Source organism: Martinezella multihospitum (assembly GCF_900094585.1).
Taxonomy (GTDB): Bacteria; Pseudomonadota; Alphaproteobacteria; order Rhizobiales; family Rhizobiaceae; genus Rhizobium; species Rhizobium multihospitium.
Map to the genome: position 1 here is coordinate 631,428 of NZ_FMAG01000004.1, position 21,054 is coordinate 652,481.

General features: G+C 59.9%; 19 protein-coding genes. 10 read left to right on the forward strand and 9 right to left on the reverse strand.

Annotated features, from left to right (window positions below; genetic code table 11):
- Positions 1–5 precede the first annotated feature (5 nt).
- The 4 genes from GA0061103_RS19045 to GA0061103_RS19060 are packed head-to-tail and all read left to right on the forward strand — an operon-like array spanning position 6 to position 3,499.
- The gene (locus tag GA0061103_RS19045; protein ID WP_092713823.1) at positions 6–1,034 is read left to right on the forward strand and encodes an ABC transporter permease; all 1,029 of its coding nucleotides are present in this window, start codon (positions 6–8) and stop codon (positions 1,032–1,034) included.
- Positions 1,031–1,933, forward strand: a complete 903-nt coding sequence (locus GA0061103_RS19050; protein ID WP_092713825.1) for an ABC transporter permease — start codon at positions 1,031–1,033, stop codon at positions 1,931–1,933. Before GA0061103_RS19045 ends, GA0061103_RS19050 begins: the two co-directional genes overlap by 4 nt.
- Positions 1,920–2,765 carry an ABC transporter ATP-binding protein gene (locus GA0061103_RS19055; protein ID WP_092713827.1) on the forward strand — a complete coding sequence of 282 codons (846 nt, stop codon included), beginning with the start codon at positions 1,920–1,922 and terminating at the stop codon, positions 2,763–2,765. Before GA0061103_RS19050 ends, GA0061103_RS19055 begins: the two co-directional genes overlap by 14 nt.
- Complete coding sequence (locus GA0061103_RS19060; protein WP_092713829.1) at positions 2,762–3,499, forward strand: ABC transporter ATP-binding protein; 738 nt, start codon at positions 2,762–2,764, stop codon at positions 3,497–3,499. The genes GA0061103_RS19055 and GA0061103_RS19060 overlap by 4 nt, the downstream gene beginning before the upstream one ends.
- 627 nt (positions 3,500–4,126) lie before the next feature.
- Here GA0061103_RS19060 and GA0061103_RS19070 read toward each other — a convergent pair.
- The 5 genes from GA0061103_RS19070 to GA0061103_RS19090 all read right to left on the reverse strand — a co-directional run bounded on the left by GA0061103_RS19070 (position 4,127) and on the right by GA0061103_RS19090 (position 8,715).
- Positions 4,127–4,759 (reverse strand): phosphoribosyltransferase family protein, encoded by a 633-nt coding sequence (locus tag GA0061103_RS19070; protein WP_092713833.1) that lies wholly within the window; start codon positions 4,757–4,759, stop codon positions 4,127–4,129.
- Complete coding sequence (locus tag GA0061103_RS19075; protein ID WP_092713835.1) at positions 4,749–5,429, reverse strand: energy-coupling factor transporter transmembrane component T family protein; 681 nt, start codon at positions 5,427–5,429, stop codon at positions 4,749–4,751. The genes GA0061103_RS19070 and GA0061103_RS19075 overlap by 11 nt, the downstream gene beginning before the upstream one ends.
- The gene (locus GA0061103_RS19080; RefSeq protein WP_092714387.1) at positions 5,426–6,949 is read right to left on the reverse strand and encodes an ABC transporter ATP-binding protein; all 1,524 of its coding nucleotides are present in this window, start codon (positions 6,947–6,949) and stop codon (positions 5,426–5,428) included. The genes GA0061103_RS19075 and GA0061103_RS19080 overlap by 4 nt, the downstream gene beginning before the upstream one ends.
- Positions 6,950–6,968: 19 nt before the next feature.
- On the reverse strand, positions 6,969–7,541 hold the full coding sequence (locus tag GA0061103_RS19085; protein ID WP_092714389.1) for an aminotriazole resistance protein: 573 nt from the start codon (positions 7,539–7,541) through the stop codon (positions 6,969–6,971).
- A gap of 460 nt (positions 7,542–8,001) precedes the next feature.
- A complete protein-coding gene (locus GA0061103_RS19090; RefSeq protein WP_092713836.1) occupies positions 8,002–8,715 on the reverse strand; it encodes a phosphoribosyltransferase family protein in 714 nt (237 codons plus the stop codon).
- Between the two features lie 143 nt (positions 8,716–8,858).
- Between GA0061103_RS19090 and GA0061103_RS19095 the strand changes: the two genes are divergently transcribed.
- On the forward strand, positions 8,859–9,791 hold the full coding sequence (locus GA0061103_RS19095; protein ID WP_245304801.1) for a LysR family transcriptional regulator: 933 nt from the start codon (positions 8,859–8,861) through the stop codon (positions 9,789–9,791).
- 306 nt (positions 9,792–10,097) lie between these two features.
- Positions 10,098–10,712, forward strand: coding sequence for a DUF3846 domain-containing protein (locus tag GA0061103_RS35415; protein WP_245304802.1), 615 nt, complete (start codon positions 10,098–10,100; stop codon positions 10,710–10,712).
- A 179-nt stretch (positions 10,713–10,891) separates the two neighbouring features.
- Here the strand turns inward: GA0061103_RS35415 and GA0061103_RS19105 are convergent, their stop codons facing one another.
- Positions 10,892–13,240, reverse strand: coding sequence for a methyl-accepting chemotaxis protein (locus tag GA0061103_RS19105; protein WP_092713841.1), 2,349 nt, complete (start codon positions 13,238–13,240; stop codon positions 10,892–10,894).
- Positions 13,241–13,767: 527 nt separating this feature from the next.
- On the opposite strand from GA0061103_RS19105, the gene GA0061103_RS19110 reads away from it, so the two are divergent.
- The 4 genes from GA0061103_RS19110 to ehuR all read left to right on the forward strand — a co-directional run bounded on the left by GA0061103_RS19110 (position 13,768) and on the right by ehuR (position 18,862).
- Positions 13,768–14,262, forward strand: a complete 495-nt coding sequence (locus GA0061103_RS19110) for an Lrp/AsnC family transcriptional regulator (RefSeq protein ID WP_092713843.1) — start codon at positions 13,768–13,770, stop codon at positions 14,260–14,262.
- Between the two features lie 119 nt (positions 14,263–14,381).
- Positions 14,382–15,878 carry an NAD-dependent succinate-semialdehyde dehydrogenase gene (locus GA0061103_RS19115; protein WP_092713845.1) on the forward strand — a complete coding sequence of 499 codons (1,497 nt, stop codon included), beginning with the start codon at positions 14,382–14,384 and terminating at the stop codon, positions 15,876–15,878.
- Positions 15,879–15,908: 30 nt separating this feature from the next.
- Positions 15,909–17,288 (forward strand): aspartate aminotransferase family protein, encoded by a 1,380-nt coding sequence (locus GA0061103_RS19120; protein ID WP_092713847.1) that lies wholly within the window; start codon positions 15,909–15,911, stop codon positions 17,286–17,288.
- Positions 17,289–17,431: 143 nt separating this feature from the next.
- The gene (gene ehuR, locus GA0061103_RS19125; RefSeq protein ID WP_092713849.1) at positions 17,432–18,862 is read left to right on the forward strand and encodes a MocR-like ectoine utilization transcription factor EhuR; all 1,431 of its coding nucleotides are present in this window, start codon (positions 17,432–17,434) and stop codon (positions 18,860–18,862) included.
- A 20-nt stretch (positions 18,863–18,882) separates the two neighbouring features.
- Here the strand turns inward: ehuR and ehuA are convergent, their stop codons facing one another.
- Genes ehuA through ehuC form a run of 3 tightly spaced genes read right to left on the reverse strand, consistent with a single transcriptional unit; the run spans position 18,883 to position 20,998 of the window.
- Positions 18,883–19,647, reverse strand: coding sequence for an ectoine/hydroxyectoine ABC transporter ATP-binding protein EhuA (ehuA, locus tag GA0061103_RS19130; protein ID WP_092713851.1), 765 nt, complete (start codon positions 19,645–19,647; stop codon positions 18,883–18,885).
- Positions 19,644–20,336, reverse strand: a complete 693-nt coding sequence (gene ehuD, locus GA0061103_RS19135; RefSeq protein WP_092713853.1) for an ectoine/hydroxyectoine ABC transporter permease subunit EhuD — start codon at positions 20,334–20,336, stop codon at positions 19,644–19,646. Before ehuD ends, ehuA begins: the two co-directional genes overlap by 4 nt.
- Complete coding sequence (gene ehuC / locus GA0061103_RS19140; RefSeq protein ID WP_092713855.1) at positions 20,333–20,998, reverse strand: ectoine/hydroxyectoine ABC transporter permease subunit EhuC; 666 nt, start codon at positions 20,996–20,998, stop codon at positions 20,333–20,335. The genes ehuD and ehuC overlap by 4 nt, the downstream gene beginning before the upstream one ends.
- Between the last annotated feature and the right edge of the window lie 56 nt (positions 20,999–21,054).

The window sequence follows — 21,054 nt, forward strand, 5'->3', positions numbered from 1 at the left end:
CGATCATGAAGGAACTATCCGTAGCCGAATTCGGCCGACGCATCGCGCATCTGATCGTCAGCCTGTTCATCCTCCTGTTGGTCACCTTCGTGATCGGCCGCGTCCTGCCGGCCGATCCAGTGGGGGCGATCGTCGGCGAGCTGGCCGATCCCGCCGCCTACGCGGCGATGCGCCAGCGGCTCGGATTGGATCTGCCTGTTTACGAGCAGTTCTTCATCTATCTGAAGGGTCTCGCCCATGGCGATTTCGGCACGGCCATCCTGACGGGAAATCCCGTCTCAGCCGATCTTGCCCAGGCCTTTCCGGCAACGTTCGAGCTTGCGACGCTTGCTGTCATCATCTCGACCTTCGTCGGCGTGCCGCTCGGTCTGGTGGCAGCACTGTTTCGTGACCGGCTGATCGACAAGATCGCGCGTGTCATCTCTCTCGTCGGCCATTCCATTCCGGTCTTCTGGTTCGGGATCGTCGGGCTTGTCGTCTTCTATGCGGGCCTGAATTGGGTCGGCGGCCCTGGCCGGGTCGATGTCTATTATGAGGGTATCGTCACGCCGCAAACCGGCCTGCTGCTGGTGGACAGCCTCCTGCAGGGCGAGACGGACATTTTCTGGAATGCGCTGAGCCACATCATCCTGCCAGCCTTCATTCTCGCCTATGCGGCCGTTGCCTATATTACCCGCATGACCCGCAGTTTTACCCTGGAGCAGCTCAGCCAGGATTATGTGATTGCGGCCCGCGCCAAGGGCGTCGGTCCGGCGCGAACGATCATCGGCCATGTTCTCCCGAACATCGCCGTGCAGCTCATCACCATTCTCGCTATTTCCTATGGCGGGCTCCTCGAGGGTGCCGTGGTGACGGAAATCGTCTTCTCCTGGCCGGGTATCGGCCAATACATGACGAATGCCCTGATGATCGGCGATATGAATGCCATCCTTGCGGCGACCATCATCGTCGGATTCTTCTTCATGCTTTTGAATTTCCTAGCGGATATCGCCTATGCGGTCTTCGATCCGCGCACCAGGGAGGCCGTCCGATGAGCGACGCGATCCATGCGGACGTGACCGTCCGTCCACCGAATATCACGAGCCGCTTGATAGGCTCGCTGAAAAGCGCCGGCGGCAAGCTTGCCCATGAACCACTTGGCCTTGCGGGCTTCATCATCCTCGCCCTGCTATGCCTGATCGCGATCTTCGCGCCGCTTCTGGCGCCCTATGATCCGAACGTACAGGTGCTGTCGGACGCCTTGAAGCCACCGGGCCTAGCGCATCTCGCCGGAACGGACGAGTTCGGCCGCGATATTCTCAGCCGCCTGATCTTTGGCACGCGCATCACCATCCAGACGGTGCTGTCGATTTCGGTGATCGTCGGCCCGATCGGTCTGCTGATTGGTGTGGTCGCCGGCTTTTTCGGCGGACGTATCGACGCGCTCCTGATGCGCGCCACCGATATCGTGCTCTCCTTTCCGTCGTTGATCCTGGCGCTTGCCTTTGCCGCGGCACTCGGTGCCGGTCTGACGACGGCGATTATCGCCATCTCTCTGACGGCCTGGCCGCCGATTGCAAGATTGGCGCGCGCGGAAGCGCTCGTCGTCAGGAACACCGACTATGTCGCCGCCGCGAGGCTTTATGGAGCCTCGAGGCTGCGTATCCTCTTCTTCTACATCGCGCCGATGTGCGTCCCGTCGGTCATCGTGCGACTGACGCTCAACATGGCAGGCATCATCCTGACGGCGGCGTCCCTTGGCTTCCTCGGGCTAGGCGCCCAGCCGCCGGCGCCGGAATGGGGCGCGATGATTTCCAATGGACGCAAATACATGCTCGATTTCTGGTGGGTCGCCGTCATGCCCGGCATTGCGATTCTTCTGGCAAGTCTGGCCTTCAACATCGTCGGCGACACACTGCGCGATATTCTGGATCCCCGCCATGCAAGATCGTGATCCCCACCCCATCCTCTCCGTTCAGGGCCTGAACGTCCGGTTCGGTCGCAACTCGCTTGCGGCGGTCTCGGATGTCAGTTTCGATGTCGGGCGCGAGCGCGTCGGGATCGTCGGCGAATCCGGCTCCGGTAAATCCACGACGGGGCGTGCCGTCATGCGGCTGCTGCCGCCGAGCGCAAGCATCACGGCCGAACGCATGGCGCTCGACGGCGTCTCCCTGCTCGACAGGTCGGAGCGCCAAATGGGCGCCCTGCGCGGCAAGGATATCGCGCTGATCATGCAGGATCCGCGCTATTCCCTCAATCCGGTGCTGACCGTCGGCAAGCAGATCGCCGAAGCGGCCCGGTTGCATCTGGGCTTGCGCGGCGGCAAGGCGCGCGATGCGGCACGGGCCATGCTCGAGCGCGTCCGCATCAGCGATCCGGATCGCGTGATGGCGCTCTACCCGCACCAGATCTCTGGCGGCATGGGTCAGCGCGTCATGATCGCGATGATGCTCCTGGCAAAGCCGAAGCTTGTCATCGCCGACGAGCCGACATCCGCACTCGATGTCAGTGTGCGCAAGGACGTGCTCACCCTGCTCGACGAACTGGTGCGCGAGAACAATTCCGGGCTGCTGCTCATCAGCCACGATATCCGCATGGTCGCAGCCTTCTGCGAGCGCATCATCGTCATGTATTCCGGGCGCATCGTGGAGACGCTTACGCGTCTGGAAGATGCCCAGCATCCCTATACGCGCGGGCTGATGTCCGCATTGCCGGACCCGCACAAGCCGGTGCGCCGCCTGGCAGTGCTCGACAGGGCAAAGCTTGATCTGGAGACCAGCCGATGATTAGCGTTCGCGATCTTGATGTCGTCTTTACCTCCGGCAAGACGAAGAACCATGTCGTCAGAGGGGTAAGCTTCGATGTCGGCAAGGGGGAGACGCTCGGCATTGTCGGCGAGTCGGGATGCGGCAAGTCGACCGTGCTGCGTTGCCTCGCCGGCATGGAAAAAGGATGGTCCGGCGACATCGGCCTCGCCGGCAAGGCCGTCGGCAAGACCCGCACGCGAGATGAACTGCGCCATGCCCAGATGGTGTTTCAAGACCCCTATGGCTCGCTGCATCCTCGTCATCGTATCGGCACGGCGCTCGCCGAACCGCTGCGCGCCATGGGGCATGAGGACGTCTGGGTAAAGGTCGAAAAAGCACTGCGCCAGGTCGGCCTGCCGCCGGCCTTCGCCAACCGCTATCCGCACGAGCTTTCCGGGGGACAACGCCAGCGCGTCGCGATCGCCCGCGCCTTGATCCTTTCGCCGCCGATCCTGCTGCTCGACGAGCCGACCTCGGCGCTCGACGTGTCGATCCAGGCGGAAATCCTCAATCTGCTTGCCGACCAGCGTGACGAGCGCTCCCTGACCTATGTCCTCGTCAGCCACGATCTAGCCGTCATCGCCCATATGTGCGATCGCGTGCTGATCATGAAGGGCGGGATCTTCGTCGACGAGCTGACCAAGGCGGATTTGCAGGCCGGCACGACACACGACGCCTATACGCGCGAATTGTTCGAGGCGAGTTTCCTTTAAGTGCACATGGCCGATAGCCGATCGCTCCAGTCATCACGCGGAGGCAGATCGTTGTCCGATTCCCATCGGGATCACGATTGCGATTTTTGTGGCCATGGTTCCGGCACAACGGAATTCGGAAGGAAACCTCCTTGGACGTGTTGATGTATGGCCATTCGCCTGGTTTCGATATGGTCCACGATGCTGGTGGGCTTGCATTCATCATATGATCCTGTAATCGAAGACAGATGATGCACAAGTTTCTTGCTCTCCTCCTGATCGGTGTTGCGCTTTCTGCATGCGAGCAACGCGGCACCGAGGCTGTGGATTGCCCGTCGCAGGGACCCAACCTGGAAGCTCAGGGTCCCAATGGCATGTATGAGTTCCGCGAGGATTGTGAACCGGATGCCTTGACATGCATCGATCCCAGCAAGAAGGCGCGAACGGGTGACGGTACCGTCATCTGCAGGGTCCGGAAGCAATAGGCTCTGTTGCGGGCCTGCCGATCCTCACAAAAGGTCAGTTGGTGCGCGCCGCGTCATGTGCGGGTTTCTTCAAGGCGCCTTGGATCGGCAAACTCGCTTAGGCCAGCCGCATATGGATCGCAATACGGCGAAGCCAAAAGCCGGTTTGACCGCAGCGATGACCTCAGGTGCCGGGAATTGGCTCCCAAGCCGAATTACCGGTCCTGGAGAATTGAGGAATATGAGCGAGGCCCTGAATGAGGTCGCAATCGGATCCCAGCGTCTCGTGCCAGTCTCGAGCCTCGGTCAGGATAACGCCAATGCCGACAACTTCGGCTCCCGCCTTGCGCACCAGTTCCAGCGAACCCTTGAGGCTCGATCCCGAGGCGACCACGTCGTCCACGACAAGCACGCGCTTGCCCTTGAGAAAGGGGATCGCGGCGCGGTCCAGCAGCAGGCGCTGTTCGCCCTTGGAGGTGATGGAGGAGATGCGTTGTTCCAGCGCATTTGCCAAATGGATCTTCGGCGACTTCTGCAGAACCACGTAGTTGTCGAGGCCGAGCGCCCGCGTCACTTCAATGGCGACGGGAATGCCGAGTGTTGCCGTGCCGACCACAATGTCGGGCTTGAGCGATGCAAATTTGGCGGCAAGCTTGATGCCGACGTGCTCGCCGAATTTCACGCCGAGATCGATGACCATCATGAGAGAAATGGCAAAATCCGGTTTGATCGCCACGATCGGCAGCTCGACGGCATAGCCGGCGACGTCGACCTTCCAGTTCTGTCCGGTTCTCGGGTCCGCGGTCTCAGAGGTCATGGGTCTTTTCCTTCATGCTGAGGCGCTGCTCGACCATCAGGCCGACTTCTCGCCAGGTTGTTCGCTTGTGTTTCAGATCATACCCGTAAAGGGTGAGGGAAAACGATATGGCATGCGCCATGCGGATCGCTTGGACGAGCAGCGGAATGCCGCGTGCCAGTGCAAAACGCAATTTCGTCGGCAGGCTGACATCGTCGATCTCCATGCCGCGAGAACGCTGGGCGTCCGCAATGCGTTCGAAATCATCGCGCAACATCGGAATGACGCCGAAGGTCAGTGACAGAACGAGCGTGGCAATGGACGGCAGCCGCGCAGCGCTTGCCGCCGCCAATATTTCGCCCGGCGAGCTTGTCTCCATGACGAAATAGAAGGCGGCTGTCGTGGTCACCAGCCTGGCGGCCATCGCCGCCGCGACCGACAAGGCTTCTGGTGTCGAAAGACCCTGCAGCCAGAGATTTATCATCCAGCTCACCATGACCATGCCGGTCAGCAGCGTGGCGCCCTTGAGGTAGCCGCGGAGCCCGGGAACCCTCAAGCCCCATAGAAGGGCCAGGCAGATAAGCGCAAGGGGTACTCCGAACCGCCAGCCCGGGGCAAACCAGGCGGCCAGCATGATGATGAAGGCGATTCCCAGCTTGATGAAGAAATTGAGCTCATGAAGCCGCATCATGCCATGCTCCAGGCTGTGATATCGTAGGGTGCTTGCCAGCCGAGGGAACGGAAGGTGCCGCTTTCCCAGCCGTCTTCGGGTGCCCCCACGAACGCGATCCTGCCATTGTCGAGGATCATCAGGCGGGTAGCCAGATCGTCGACCAATTCCAGATCGTGCGAGATCAGCATGACCGCCCGCCCCGAAGACTGCATCGACGAGATGAAAAGCTCCAGCATTTGCCGGCCTTTGATGTCCCTGCTCAAAAGCGGCTCGTCGATGATAGCAACAAGCGCGCCGGTCGCGTCGGCGCAGGCGAGCCCCAGCAAGGCTTGCTGGCGGACCGAAAGAGCAAACGGATTGGCCTCCGCCAGGTCGGAAAGTGCGTAGCGCTCCAGCGCTGCCTTGGCGCGCGCAACGACGGCGGGGTCGCTCGACGATGCGCTAGACGCCGTAATGGCAAAGATCACCTCGCCGAGTACGGTCATGTTGAACAGGATATGGCGCATGTTCTGGGGAATGTAGGCGATCTTGCGCGCCCGCGCCGCGACAGACCAGTCATCGGCCTTTGTCCCGTCGAGAAGGATGGAACCCGAGGTGGTTTTCACCAGCCCGAGGATCGATTTGAACAGTGTCGTCTTGCCGGCACCGTTGCGCCCGATGAGCGCCAGCACTTCTCCAGCCCGGACATCGAAACTGACCTCCTTCAATACGGGGTTGCCGCGCGAGCGCGAAAGCTGGCTCGTCAGCCCCGAAACGGTCAACAGCGGACGACCCGGCTCAACGATCTGCCGCGCCGGCCGGGCGCGCATCGGCGGCAAAATGCCAGCGTCGATCCAGGCGGCATCCTGCCCAAGCACCGTCTGCGGCGGCATGCTCGGAGAGACACCGCCGCGACGCAACAGGGCAATGCTGTCTATTACGGAGCGGAGTGCCAAAGGGTCCTGCTCCGAGATCAGCAACGTCGGGGTGCTGTCCAGCACTTTCAGCAGGATATTGGACAACCGCACACGCGCGGCCGGATCGAGCCCGGTCGTCGGTTCGTCCAGCACCAGGATCGATGGGCTCGAGACGATCGCCGCAGCAATGGTGACCATTCGCCGTTCACCCCCCGAAAGGGTCAGAACCCGACGGCCGCTCAAGGCCTGCAGCTCGAATTCGGCCATCAGTTCGGTCAGCCGATCTCGGATCGCGTTTCGCTCGACACCCTTGTTTTCCAGCGGAAAGGCGATGACATCCTCGACGCAGATATCCCAAAGCTGATCTTCGCTATTTTGCGACACGAAGCCAATCGTGCCGAACAGCTCCTTTTTTGTGAAGGAAAGCAGCGGGCGGCCAGCAAGCTCCACCTGCCCGGAGAATTCGGCAACTGGAATAAGGCGCGGAATCAGGCCCGCGGCAGCGCCGAGCAAGGTCGACTTGCCGCTGCCGGCTTCGCCACAGACGAGGAGCCGTTGCCCCTCGTCAAGCATAAAATTGGTTTCGGCAAGCACCGGTGCGGCGCCGCCGAAACCGATCGTCAGATTGGCAATATTGAGCACTTGTTGATCCAGATCGGGTTCAGAAGCGCTTGAAACCGGCGGGATGCGCACTCTTCAGAATTTTCAGGGCCGGGATGATCAGAAGTGGCGTGCCGACGACCATCGGGACGATGTCGGACAGGCCGAGATAGCCAAAACCCCACCAGAACGGGAAAATGCCGAGATAGGCAAGGCTTGCAGACACCGCCGCCACCATAACGAGCCCGACGATAAGGCAAACCACGGCAATCTTGATCAGCGCGTTGCGATCGAAGACCGTCTTGGCCGGATCGAAGAGCAGCCCGGGCACAAGGCCGGTCAGGCCGACCATGATGCCATCAACGAGAAGCGAATGCGCAGGTATGAAGGTGCCAGCCAGCAGCGACCAGACGATGGTGCCGAGATAGCCGCAAATCAAGCCGCTGCGCCAGCCGAGCAGAATGCCGATCACGGATGGCAGAAAGGCGAAAATGCGCCACTGAATGACGCCGGGCACGAGCTGGATTGGATTGGCATAAGCCCAAAGCACACCAGTCGCGGCAGCTGCCACGATCGAGAGCACGATGGGAAAGAGTGTATTGCCGTCGGTTTGTGAAACGGTCGCTGGTTGCATGATCTTGGTCCCTCTAAAAAGTAATTTGCGGAAATTCTCGGAAAACCCAGTGAAATGGCTCTCCGCGATCATTCAGGCGCAGTTTCGCGCTCTCTTATTGACGCATCCGATTACTCAGATCCAGAACTCCATCCAATCACGAACGGAGGCCAGGACATCACACTCTACAGACCCTCGGGGTCCCCCATAGGCTGCTGCTTCAGCCCCCTAAAACTCACAGGGGCGATGGAGAAAAGGCCAGCGTAACGCGCAGATTGGAATTGCAATAGCGATGAATTGCCCGCTCACGGAAGTTCTCTCCAACATTCAAACGAGGTATAGGAAATTCAAATCATAAAACCACCCATGATTGCATATGGAACCTGATCTAGCACACGCAGCATTGGCAGGCCAATCCAATCATGCGCACGGCGCCCGACGAGTGCGGCAAAGATAGCTCAGCAAATCGCCGGCGCCATGCTTATATCCGCGCGCCGTCTTTCTGGGCCACGGAACGTTTCCGCCGGATCTGCCCGATAGGCTTGCTGACCGAAGCGCGATCTTCCGCCCAAGCATCCTTTTCGGTCGCGGCATCCGGCGTCGCCACTCCGTCGACAATATCGAACTGCGGAATGTGGCCCAGACTGGTCACCAGCTTGGCGTCCTCTCCGAGCAGGTTCCGCCAAGAATGACCCTCGGTCAGAATGGCGCCCGCACCAATTATGTTTGCGCCGGCGCGACGCACGAGCCTGATTGCCGCCGCCATGCTGGAACCGGTGGCGATGACATCGTCGACAACGAGAACGCGCCTGCCTTGAAGCAGCTTTATCGACCGGCGATCCAGCAGAAGCCGCTGCGGCGTTGCGGTCGTGATGGAACGAACATCCTCGACCAAGGCATCCGCAAGGTGAAATTTGGGCGATTTCTGCAAGATTACATATCGGTCGATTCCAAGGCGCCGCGAGACCTCGATGGCGACGGGGACGCCCAAGGTAGCGCTGCCGACAACGATGTCAGGCCGCAACTGCACAAAATGACGGGCAAGGGCGTCGCCGACGAGATCTCCGAACCGGATACCCATGTCGATTACCATCAGCAATGCGATTGCTCGCCGATCGCTCAGCTGGACGATCGGCAGGCTGAAATTCTCGTTGGCAACCTGTACCTGATGGGTTTGCGGGGTCTCCAGATACATGCTGCGGCCTTCTTGGCACCATTGATTGCATTCAAATTATTGTCTTAATAGAAACTAGATCACACAATTTTTTACAACCAACAAAATTCGTCCGGTGTGTTTCCTTTTCTTCAACGAGGTATACCTTCCGAATGAGCAGACTTATGTTTTCTCGCTTCGCACATTACCTCGACGAGATCGCCAACCATGGCTCGATCAGAAAAGCTGCGGAAAAGCTGAATGTGTCGGCTTCGGCGATCAACAAGCAGCTCATCAGCGCCGAGGAGGAATTCGGTGTTGCCCTGTTCGAGCGCCTGCCGCGCGGCATGCGGCTGACATCGGCGGGCGAATTGCTCGTCAACGGCTACAGGGAATGGAATAAAGATCTTTCCCGAATCAAATCCGAGATCGAGGAATTGAAGGGACTACGCCGCGGCGAGGTGAAAATAGCAGCCTCTCAAGAAACCGTGCCCGACTTCCTGCCCGCGGTGATTGCGCGGTTCACCAAGGATCATCCTCGTATCCGCAATGCGATCGCAGTGGAGGATTCCGATCGTGTGCGACAGCTGGTAAGGGACGGAGGCGCGGATTTCGGACTGACCTTCAGCCCTCTGCCCCTACCGGGGGTCATTGTTACGCGCTCCGCCGACTTTCATCTCATCGCCATGCTGCCCGCAGATCCCGGCACAGAGCAGCCGGACAGCATCTCCATAGGAGAATTCTTCAAGAAGCCGACGATCGTTCCCGATACCAGCAGTCATCTGCGGGATGTCGTCGACATTGCCGCGGCGCGTATCGACATCCGCTTTCAGCCTGTCCTGACGACCAACAGCTTGTCGCTCATGCGGTCCATGGTCCGCGAGGGCTGCGGTTTCGGGGTTACGGCGATCGCTTCCGGAATGTCCCTCCCGCATGAGGACGGATTGCACTACTCTCGCATAGCCGACAGCGGCTTGCCGCCAATGGTACTTTCCCTGATCGTTGATCCCAGGCGCAACCTCTCGATGACATCCATCATTGCCCGCAGATATTTTGAGGAATATCTCGATGAGATCGCAGTTCGAGCTGGAAAGGCATCCGCCCTTTCATTGGAGTAGTCGATCTCCACCTGGACAGGATGCTCCTTGCTCGACGGCGCCATCCATCACGGCGCTACCTCGTCTCTGTCGACCCTTTATCAATCAAAGATAGCAGCCATCGCATTTTTTACTCTAGCTTGAGATGTCAACGCTCATGTCATTTTCATGAGCAGCAGGCCGGAGCGCCGGCGCGTAGCATTATCCATGCATTGCGGAAGTATTCCGAAGGCCGTTAAAGCAAGTGTGGCTCAATCTATTTGGATCGAAGGCGTCGGGGCACCTTGCCGTTGAAGAAAAGGCAACACACCGAACGAATTTTGATGCTTGCAAAAGTTGCACAAGCTCGCGCCTATAGAGCCAATATCTTCTGCTGCTAATTCTCGAGGTGGCAAGGGAATGGCGAATGATTATAGCCCATATGAATCCTATAGGAGAGCACGACCGGAGCTTCGCCTCGTTCGTGCGCAAGAACCACATTTCGTTGAATGGCAGACGGAAGAAATTCCCATGCCAGAAGCTAAGTCATATCTTTTAAGCACGGTCGACGGAACGATCCGGACGGTGATGCTTCCCGCCGGCAACCGGATCGAGCACATCCGTAAGTTGGTCGGCTCCAGCGGGATCGATGTCGTGCGCATCGCGGACTCCCATCTTCTCTATGCCGATAATAACGGCCTTATCGATGGGCTTTCCAGCATAGCGGATTTGAAGGGTCACCCCTCGCCGCTGGCCGGCAATCTCCTGATCGTCGGAAAGGATGAAAGCGGCAAAACCGCAAGCGTCAGTGCCGGCATCGACGATGTCGCTTCTTGGTTCACGATCATTCGTCCGGTTTTCCTGCCCGTTTTCGAAACTGTGCGCGAATCTCAAATGCTCAGCACGCGCGTCATCCGTCTGGATATTCGCATTGAACGCTCGATCCCGAACATCATCGAATAGGGCGCGAGAAGATGCACGATCTCACCGTGCCAATGATCTCACCGCGAACCTTGCTTTTTTCTTCGACTAAAGAGGCGGGGAAGGCCGCATAGTCCACCTTCCTTTGAAAAGGACAGGCCTCAAAGCATTACTGATGCAATAGCTCGTATGACAGCACGCTTCCGAAGAAGGTAAAACTGTCAGAAATCCTCCCACACTGGACTTGCCGCGGGCGAGGTCTTCCCGAAAGCGGAGCGCAGTCTTTCGCCCAACGCTCTCTGGCCGGAAAGCTCCGCACCCCCGTTGGAAGTTGCAGGTGCCTTGGCAGACGTTGCAGCTTTCTCCCGTGGAGAAGCCGCCAGCTGCACGACCTTTCCGGCCGCATGATCCAATTTGAACTGGGCAAGACGTGCGGACAGCGATGAAACCTCGCTCGCCAGCGTATGGGTCGCGGCGTTGGATTCCTCGACCATGGCAGCATTTTTCTGCGTTGCCTGGTCCATCTGATTGACGGCGGTGTTGATTTCCTGCAGCCCCGTCGATTGCTCTCTCGCCGATTGCACGATCGCCTGCACATTGCTGTCGATCGATTGCACCTCCTGAACGATCGCGCGAAGCGCCTCTCCCGTCTGGCCGACGAGGCTGACGCCCCTTTTGACCTGATCGCCCGACGAATGGATCAGGGCCTTGATTTCCTTTGCTGCCGTCGCGGAACGCTGCGCCAACTCCCTGACTTCCTGAGCAACGACCGCAAAGCCCTTGCCGGCCTCGCCCGCACGCGCGGCCTCGACGCCGGCATTCAGCGCCAGGAGATTGGTCTGGAAGGCGATGTCGTCGATGACGCCGATGATGTTGGAAATGGACTGGGAAGACTGCTCAATGCCGTTCATGGCCTCGACTGCGCTATGGACGATCTGACCCGATCTCTCGGCATTATCCTTGGTACGGCCGACCAGCGCTGCGACCTCTTCGGCACGCGTGGTGGAATCCTTGATGGAGGTCGTGATCTCTTCAAGCGCTGCGGCGGTCTCCTCGACCGAGGCTGCCTGCTGCTCCGTTCGCTTGGCCAGATCGTCCGCACCGGTGCGGATTTCCTCCGATCCGCACTGGATCACCGACGCGTTTTCGGAGAAGGAGATCATGGCGGCCTGCAGCTTCTCGACCGAGGCATTGAAATTGCCGCGAATTTCATCAAGGGCCGAGGTGAAAGGCTGGTCGAGACGCACGGTCATGTTTCCGTCGGAAAGCTGCACGAGTCCCGTGGCCAACTCACCGACGGCGAATTTCACTTCCGCTTCCTGAGCGTCGCTGATACGGGCACGCTCCGCCTGCTCGGCCTCATGTGCGGCTCGGCTGGCTTCGGCCTCTGTTTCAAGCCGGACCTTTTCGCGATTGTTTTCCAGCAGGATGTGCAATGAGCGGGAGAGGTCGCCGATTTCGTCGCGGGCCTCTCGATCCCTGAGCGTGACATTCAGATCGCCATTGGCAATCTGGTCGGTTTCAGCGATGACATTCTCGATGCGGCGAATGAAGCGCCGGGCGATCAGCCAGCCGGCAAGACCGAGGAGAACGGTGGCGATCGAGGTCACCGCGATCGCATTTCTGACCACGCTGTTGACCTGCGCGAAAAGCGTGGCTTTCGGCACGGCAACGATCGCGTACCACGATATGGCCTCGGTCAGCTTTACGGGCTCTGCGATGGCAAAATAGGTGGTGCCGTCAGCGCTGGTGACTTCTCGCTCAGTACCGGGATTGGCGATCAGCCGGTCCCAACCGGCCGTCTCGGCACCACCGTCCTTTATGTTCTTTCCGATCAGCGCCGCGTCGGGGTGACTAATCATGCCGCCCCCAGCGGTAACCAGGCTCATGAAGCCGGTGCCCATCGGGTGAATGGCGGAAATCGCTTTCTGGGCATCGTCAAGGGCCATGTCCAGGCCGGCCACGCCCACAGGCTTTCCACCGATCATGATCGGCTGGGCAATGGAGGTCATCAGCACCTGCTTGCCGTCGATCGCATAGGAATAGGGCTCGATGACAACCGTCTTTTGCTGGGTAAAGGGTAGCTGATAATAGTCGCCAGCGCCGGATACGGTATAGTCCACGAGAGGCACATGGGTGATCTGACCGCCGCTTCGAACCCAGTAGGGAATATAGCGGCCGGTGGCATCATGGCCTTCCTTGCCGACGAAATCCTTGTCCTTTCCATCGAAGGCATTCGGCTCCCAGCCCGTCCAGACACCAAGCGCCATCGGGTTGCTCGCGAGCATATTCTTCAGGATCGCGTCGGCAGTTGCCCGGTTCGCATCACCCGCATCCTTCATGGTTGCAAGGATGGTCTCCAGCGAATTGACGACGGCAATCGCCGTGCCGAGGGTCTTTTCCGATCCGGCCGCGGTCGTGCTGGCAATCTGGCGCATCTGGTCGAGGCTCGATTGGCGAACGGTCGTATAGGCAGAATCAAACAGGATGGCGGAAGCGGCCACCGTTGCGATGACACCGCATGCGGCGACTGAGAAAATATTGCGGCTAGTTGCGGATTTCAGAATCATATCACCACCTTATTGGGTGGCGTTGCGATCGCGCGACGCGCCCCCCGCGTGCCTCTGACAGAAATAATATTCCGCAAGCGGCAAACAACGATCCAAGCCGCCTGTATCATCGTGAGACTAGATGTTCTTGATTAAAAATCGGTATCTCAAGGTATAGATGTCCTCATCAAAGCCTGTGTAACTTTTAGTCACCAATAAAACCCCGGGTCTATTTCTCAGAAATTAATGATTTTGTCAGAATGAATGCCGAAGATTTGGTATCGCAACGCAAAATTAGAAATATCTATTATATTTCATTTGCGTGATACCATCGCTCGTGGGGTATGGAGAGCATCGTTCGCAAACCTGTTTTGCGATGGCGAAACGCAGCCGCATAATAAGCACTGCCCTATGCGGCGGACAAAGAGCCTATTCAAGATCAGACAACGCCGAGCCAACAGCCGAATTCCGCGATGCACGCTTGTCAGCTCTGGTTCCGAGTGCCATTGGTCTGGAAGCGACAAGTGACGACAACAAGCAGCTTTCACATGAAACTTGATGCAATCGATCTGCGGATACTGGAGGCCATTCAGCGCGATGGCCGCATCACCAAGCTCGCGCTGGCCGATAAGGTGGGATTGTCGCCGACACCATGCTGGCTGCGCCTTCGAAAGCTGGAAAAGGCTGGAATTATCACCGGTTACCATGCACATCTGGCACTGCGTCGCCTCGCGCCGATCGCCAGCGTCATGGTCGAGGTCACGCTCGCCAATCATCGCCAGGCCGATTTCGAGCGCTTCGAACGAGTGATCGTGACGACGCCGGAGATCGTTGCCTGCTGGGCCGTCGGCGGCGGCGTCGATTACATCCTGAAGATCATGGCGGCAGATATCGATGCCTATCAGCGCCTGATCGACGACCTTCTTAATCGCGACCTCGGCATCGAACGCTATTTCACATATATCGTGACCAAGACTGTGAAGGAGGAGACGGTGCTTCCCGTGACCGACCTGCTTTCCCCGGATGCGCCTGGCGACGAATAGAGAGATTCTCTACAGACACCATTCACTTTAGGTCCTTTCTCTCTTCTAACTGCCAGCAATGGACAATCTCTCGCAGCGTTCCATGGCAGCATCGGGTATCTGGAAAGAGAGACCCGACCATGACCGCGCTCCACGCCCGCGCCACCTATCATGAAGCCCTTTCAAGGCTGAACGACCGCCATCTGCTGCGAGATCTTTCCTATGCTGCCGGCCGTTGGGTCGCCGGCAAGGCCAATCAGAGCTTCGAGGTCACCGACCCTGCATCGTCTGCGACGCTTGCCTGGGTTGCCGATCTTGGCAAAGACGAGACCGTCCGCGCCATCGACGCGGCGGCAACTGCCTTTGCCGCCTGGCGTTCGCTTCTGCCGCAGCAGCGATCGACGATCCTGCGCAAGTGGTATGAACTCATGCTGGAGGCACGCGGGGATCTGGCGCTCATCATGACGCTGGAACAAGGCAAGCCGCTCGCCGAATCTCGTGGCGAGATCGATTACGCCGCAGGCTTCATCGAATGGTATGCTGAGGAGTCAAAGCGCATCAATGCTGAGAGCGTGACCAGCCATCTGCCGGATGCCGAAATGATCGTGCGCAGGGAAGCGCTTGGCGTCGTCGGCATCGTCACGCCCTGGAATTTTCCGTCCGCCATGATCACGCGCAAGACGGCTGCAGCGCTTGCAGCAGGCTGCACAGTCGTCGCCCACCCGTCGTCCGAAACGCCGCTTTCGGCGCTGGCACTTGCCGAACTCGGCGAGCGCGCCGGGCTTCCGGCCGGCGTCTTCAATGTCATCACTGGCGATGCGGCAACCATTGTCGGCGCATTCTGCGACGATCCGCGGGTCAGGGCGCTGAGCTTCACCGGCTCGACCGGAATCGGCAAGATGATCGCCGGCCGGTGTGCAGGGACAATGAAGCGGCTTGTGATGGAACTTGGTGGCCATGCGCCGCTGATCGTCTTCGATGATGCCGATCTTAATCGCGCCGTCGATATCGCCATCAATGCGAAATTCGCGACCTCCGGGCAGGATTGCCTCGCCGCCAACCGCATCTTCGTCCAGCGCCCGATCATGGACACTTTCGTTACGGCGTTCGCCAAGCGCATCAAAGCCCTCAAGGTCGGAAACGGGTTGGACGGCGCCGTCAACATCGGACCGCTCATGCACGAACGCGCCGTCGCCAAGGTTGAGGAACAGGTCAGCGATGCCTTGAGGCATGGCGCAAGGCTTGTCACCGGCGGCAAGCGCCATCCGGCCAGCGCCCTCTTCTTCCAGCCGACCCTGCTTGTCGAGCCCTCGCCGGATGCCCTGATCATGCGCGAGGAAACCTTCGGACCGGTCGCAGCCGTCAGCGCCTTCGATAGCGAGGACGAGGTGGTCGCCCGGGCCAACGACACGGAATATGGCCTTGTCGCCTACGTTGTCACGGCCAACGGCGCGCGCCAGATGCGGCTCGGCCGGGCGCTAGACTACGGCATGATCGCCATCAACCGCGTGAAGATCACCGGCGGCCCGATCCCCTTTGGCGGCTGGAAGCAATCCGGCCTCGGCCGGGAAGGCTCTCGCCACGGCATCGAGGCCTTCACCGAGCTCAAATATCTCTGCGTCGACACGACAGCCTGACGAGCCCGCTACAAAGGAAGGAAGCATAATATGTTGGACAAGCGCAACGAACTGAACGCCTGGGACAGAGACCATTTCTTCCATCCCTCGACGCATATGGGCATGCACGCCCGCGGCGAGACGCCGACCCGCGTGATCTCTGGCGCCGAGGGCGTCTACATCACCGATACCACCGGCAAGAAGAGCCTCGACGCCTTCGCCGGCCTTTACTGCGTCAATGTCGGCTATGGCCGGCAGAAAATCGCCGATGCCATTGCCGAGCAGGCGAAGAACCTCGCCTACTACCACGCCTATGTCGGCCACGGCACGGAGGCGTCGATCACGCTTTCGAAGATGATCATCGACCGCGCGCCCGATGGCATGAGCCGTGTCTATTTCGGCCTCTCAGGCTCCGATGCCAACGAAACCAACATCAAGCTGATCTGGTACTACAACAATATTCTCGGCCGTCCGGAAAAGAAGAAGATCATTTCCCGCTGGCGCGGCTATCATGGCTCTGGCGTCATGACAGGCAGCCTCACCGGCCTCGAACTGTTCCACAAGGCCTTCGACCTGCCGCGCGCGCCGATCCTCCATACCGAGGCGCCCTATTTCTTTCGCCGGGCCGACCGGTCGATGAATGAGGAGCAGTTTGCGCAGCATTGCGCCGACAGACTGGAAGAGATGATCCTGGCGGAAGGTCCGGAGACGGTCGCAGCCTTCATCGGCGAGCCGATCCTCGGCACCGGCGGCATCGTTCCGCCGCCGAGGACCTATTGGCAAAAGATTCAGGCCGTTCTCGACAAATATGACGTCCTGCTCGTCGCCGACGAGGTCGTCACCGGCTTTGGCCGCCTCGGCACGATGTTCGGCTCCGACCACTACGGCATGAAGCCGGATCTGATCACCATCGCCAAGGGCCTGACATCTGCCTACGCGCCGCTTTCCGGCAGCATCGTTTCCGACAAGATGTGGCAGGTGCTTGTCCAGGGATCCGACCAGCTCGGCGCCATCGGGCATGGCTGGACCTATTCCGCCCATCCGATCTGCGCGGCCGCCGGTATCGCCAATCTCGAGCTGGTCGACGAACTCGGCATCGTTGAAAATGCGGGCTCGACCGGCGCCTATTTCCGCTCCGAACTTGCGAAGGCCGTCGGTGGCCACAGACATGTCGGCGAGGTTCGCGGCGACGGTCTGATGGCGGCCATCGAATTCGTCGAAGACAAGGATGATCGCAAATTCTTCGACCCCGCGCAGAAGATCGGCCCGCAGGTGGCCGCAGCGCTGCTTGAGCGCGGCGTCATCGGCCGCGCCATGCCGCAAGGTGATATTCTGGGATTTGCACCGCCGCTGTGCCTGACGCGAGAGGAAGCCGACACCGTCGTCAAGGCGGCGGCTGGCGCGATCGAAAGCGTGCTTTCTGGCCGCTGATCCAATCCTTACGAGGCGAGTCTACACATCCTACTCCTATGGCTCGGCCCGTTGTTGACAACGGGCCGAGCTTTTGCATTCGGTCGTCGCCATCCGGCGCTGAATAGTGTACATGGGTTTCTATAATTGTACCGGATCAATCCATGTATCGTCATGATTCAAAAAGCCAGGACAATGGCCCCTGGAAGCCCGTCCTTCAGCATCGCAAGGGCGTGACCAAACACAAGCTCCTCACCGACAAGATCATCTCCGACATCGATGATGGCATCCTGCCGGTGCATGCGCAGATGCCAACGCATCGCGATCTCGCCCATGCACTGGGAATTTCAGTCCAGACCGTGAGCCTGAGTTACAAGGAGGCGGAGCGGCGCGGTTACCTGCGCGGCGAGGTTGGGCGCGGTACCTTCGTGCGCAGCCGTGTGACCGAGCGCGCCGACAGCTTCATGCTGGATCGCGATCCGAGCGGCAGCGCCGATCTTTCGATCATCCGGGCTGTTTATACCGAGGCGCATGAGCGATCGGCCCGTGAACTGATGCAGGCGCTTGCCGAAAGCGACAATAGCAGCTTCATGCGACCCTGCCGGCCGATCGCCGGTCTCGATGCCCATCGCGCTGCGGCGCAGGTCTGGCTCGCCGGCCTGTCCGTCAAAACCGATCCCGATCGTATCCTCGTCACGAACGGTGCGGCGCATGGTCTATTTCTCGCCGTCGCCTCGGTCGTACGACCGGGCGAAGTGGTGCTGACCGAAAACCTGACCGATCACGGTATCATCGGACTTGCCAACGTCCTGGGTTTCACGCTGCGCGGCCTGCCGACCGATCAGGAGGGTATCCTGCCCGACGCTTTCGAGGCCGCCTGCGCTGTCGGCGACGTGTCGGCGCTTGTGATCGTCTCCTCGCTCGGCAATCCCACCAGCCATGTCATGGGGGCCGAACGCCGGCGCGAGATTGCCGATATAGCCCGCCGGCACAATATCTTCGTGATCGAAGACGAGGTCTATAAACCCATGCTGCGAGATCCCCTTCCCTCGATGGCAGATCTCATACCCGAGCTCGGATTCTTCGTAACCAGCTTCACCAAATCCGTGATGACGGGCTTGCGCATCGGCTATCTCGTCGTGCCGGCGCATTATTCGATCCGTGCCGCCTCCATCCTGCGCGTGACCGGATGGAGCGCAACCAATGTCGTTGCCGAAATGGCCTCTCGCTGGGTACTGGATGGGACGGCTCAAGCCCTGATTGCAGTCCAGAGAGGCGAGGCCGAAGCCCGGCAGGCGATCGTCTCCGAGGTGCTGGGGCCCTTGGTAGCCGGCAGTCACCCGCTATCGCTCTGCGCCTGGCTGTCAGTTCCCGAACGCTGGACCGAGGACGGGCTGGTGCGGGCACTGGCCCGCAAGGGTGTAGCGGTCACGCCGTCCGATCCCTTCGTCGCCGGAGGAGAGCGGCCGGTCGGCGGCATCCGCATCTGTCTTGGCGGCCGACTTTCACACGCCGCCCTTCGCTCCGCGCTCGAAACCGTTCGCGGCACCTTCGAGCAATTGCCGCCTGTCTTCGACGTCGGCTCCATCGTCTAGCCTTGCCGCAGGTCGATCTTTCAAAGGATCGAGCTTAGAAATTCCTTGGTGCGCTCTTCCCTGGGCGCGCTGAAGATCTCTTCCGGCTTGCCCTGCTCGCAGATGCGGCCCTTGTCGAAGAAGCAGACGCGATCGGACACCTCGCGGGCAAAGCGCATTTCGTGCGTGACCAGCAGCATGGTCAGATCATGCTCGTGAGCAAGGTCACGGATGACGCCGAGAACCTCGCCGACGAGCTGCGGATCGAGTGCGGATGTCGGCTCGTCGAACAGCAGGACCCTTGGGCGCATGGCGAGAGCGCGGGCGATGGCGACGCGCTGCTGCTGGCCACCGGAAAGCTGGCTCGGATAATGATCCTTCTTCTCCGAAAGTCCGACCATGCGCAACAGGTCAACCGCACGGCACTCGGCCTCCGCCCTTCCAAGTCCGAGTACGCGCGTAGGCGCTTCGACGACGTTGCGCAGCACCGTCATGTGCGGGAACAGATTGAAGCTCTGAAAGACCATACCGACATGGGTGCGGATCTGGCGCAGATGCGCCTCGCTTGCGAGGAAGCGGCCGCGACCATTTTCCTGGTGATAGGACATGCCGGCGAGGTGCAGGGTCCCTTCCTGGAAAGGTTCGAGCGTCATCAGGATGCGCAGGACCGTCGACTTTCCGGAGCCCGAAGGGCCGATCAACGTCACCTTCTCACCGGGTACGACGTCGAAGCAGAAATTGTCGAGGACGGTCAGATGGCCGTAGCGCTTGGTCACATCTTGGAAGCGGATCAGTGGTTGCGTCATTTGAGAGCGATTCCGTTTTTCGGCAACGCCTTTTCGAGCCAATGGATGGCCGCCGAGCAGACGAGCGTGAGGATGAGAAAGATCAGGCCGACGAGCGAGAGCGGCACCAGATACTCGAACGTCCGATCCCCGATAAGATTGGCAAGGTTGAGCATGTCGACCACCGTGACGACCGAAAGCACCGGCGTCTCCTTGAGCATGGAGACGAGATAATTGCCCATGGCCGGTATGATGCGAGGGATCGCTTGCGGAATGATGATGTCCCAATAGGTGCGACCATGGCCGAGATTAAGCGCCGTCGCCGCTTCCCATTGGCCGCGCGGCACGGCATCCAGACCGCCACGATAGACCTCCGACGTATAGGCCGAATATTGCAACCCAAGCGCCAGCGCACCCGTCAGGAAAGCCGGCAGGACGATGCCGTAGATCGGCAGCACGTAATAGAGGAAGAAGAGCTGGACGAGCAGCGGCGTATCGCGCAGGAACTCGATGACGAAGGCCGTCGGCCAGGAGATCGCGATGAAGCGGCTGCGCCTGAGCAGGGCGAAGACCAGGCCAAGAACAAGCGCGATCGCAAAACCGGCGGCCGCCGCTTCGAGTGTGACGATCAGACCGATACCGAGGATCGGCAGGATCGACCAGGCGAAGGACAGCGTCGTCGAGGTGTCCCAGGTGAAACCATACATCATGCCGGCGCCCTCCCGGGGAAGGCAACACCACGGCGAAGGATCATCTCCAGCCAGCGCATGACGGCAACGAGCATGAGTGCCATGATGAAGTATCCAATCAGCGTCAGCGAGTAGATCGTCACACTGTCGAGCGTGATGTTGCGCAATTGCTGCGCCTGGAAGGTCAGATCGCTGATCGAAATGAGCGACACCAATGCGGTGTCCTTCAGGTTCTGGACGGCAAGGTTGCCGAAAGCCGGCATCATTTCGACCACGGCCTGCGGCAAGACGATATGGAAAAGCGTCTGACCCTGCCCGAAATTCAGGGCGCGCGCGGCCTCATGCTGGGTATCTGGAACCGCCTGCAGGGCGCCGCGCACGACTTCTGCACCATAGGCGCCGATATTGAGTGCGAGTCCCGCAATGCCTGTGGTGATGGGATCGAAGGAGATGCCGATCAGCGGGAGCGCGTAATAAAGCCAGAAGAGCTGCACCAGAAGCGACGTGCCACGAAAGATCTCGATATAGACGATCGCGATTGAGGAGAGCAGCCGGCCTCCGGCAAAGCGCGCAAGGCCGGCGGCGAAGGCAAGTACGGCACCGAGCAGCATCGAGGCGATGGCGATGAGCGCCGTCACCTCCGCCCCCTTCAGCAATGCCGGCAGATAGTGTGTCCAACTCATATCCGGGTCACCTCCGTTCGAGGCCAGGAGCGGCGGAACGACCCGGCGATCGTCTA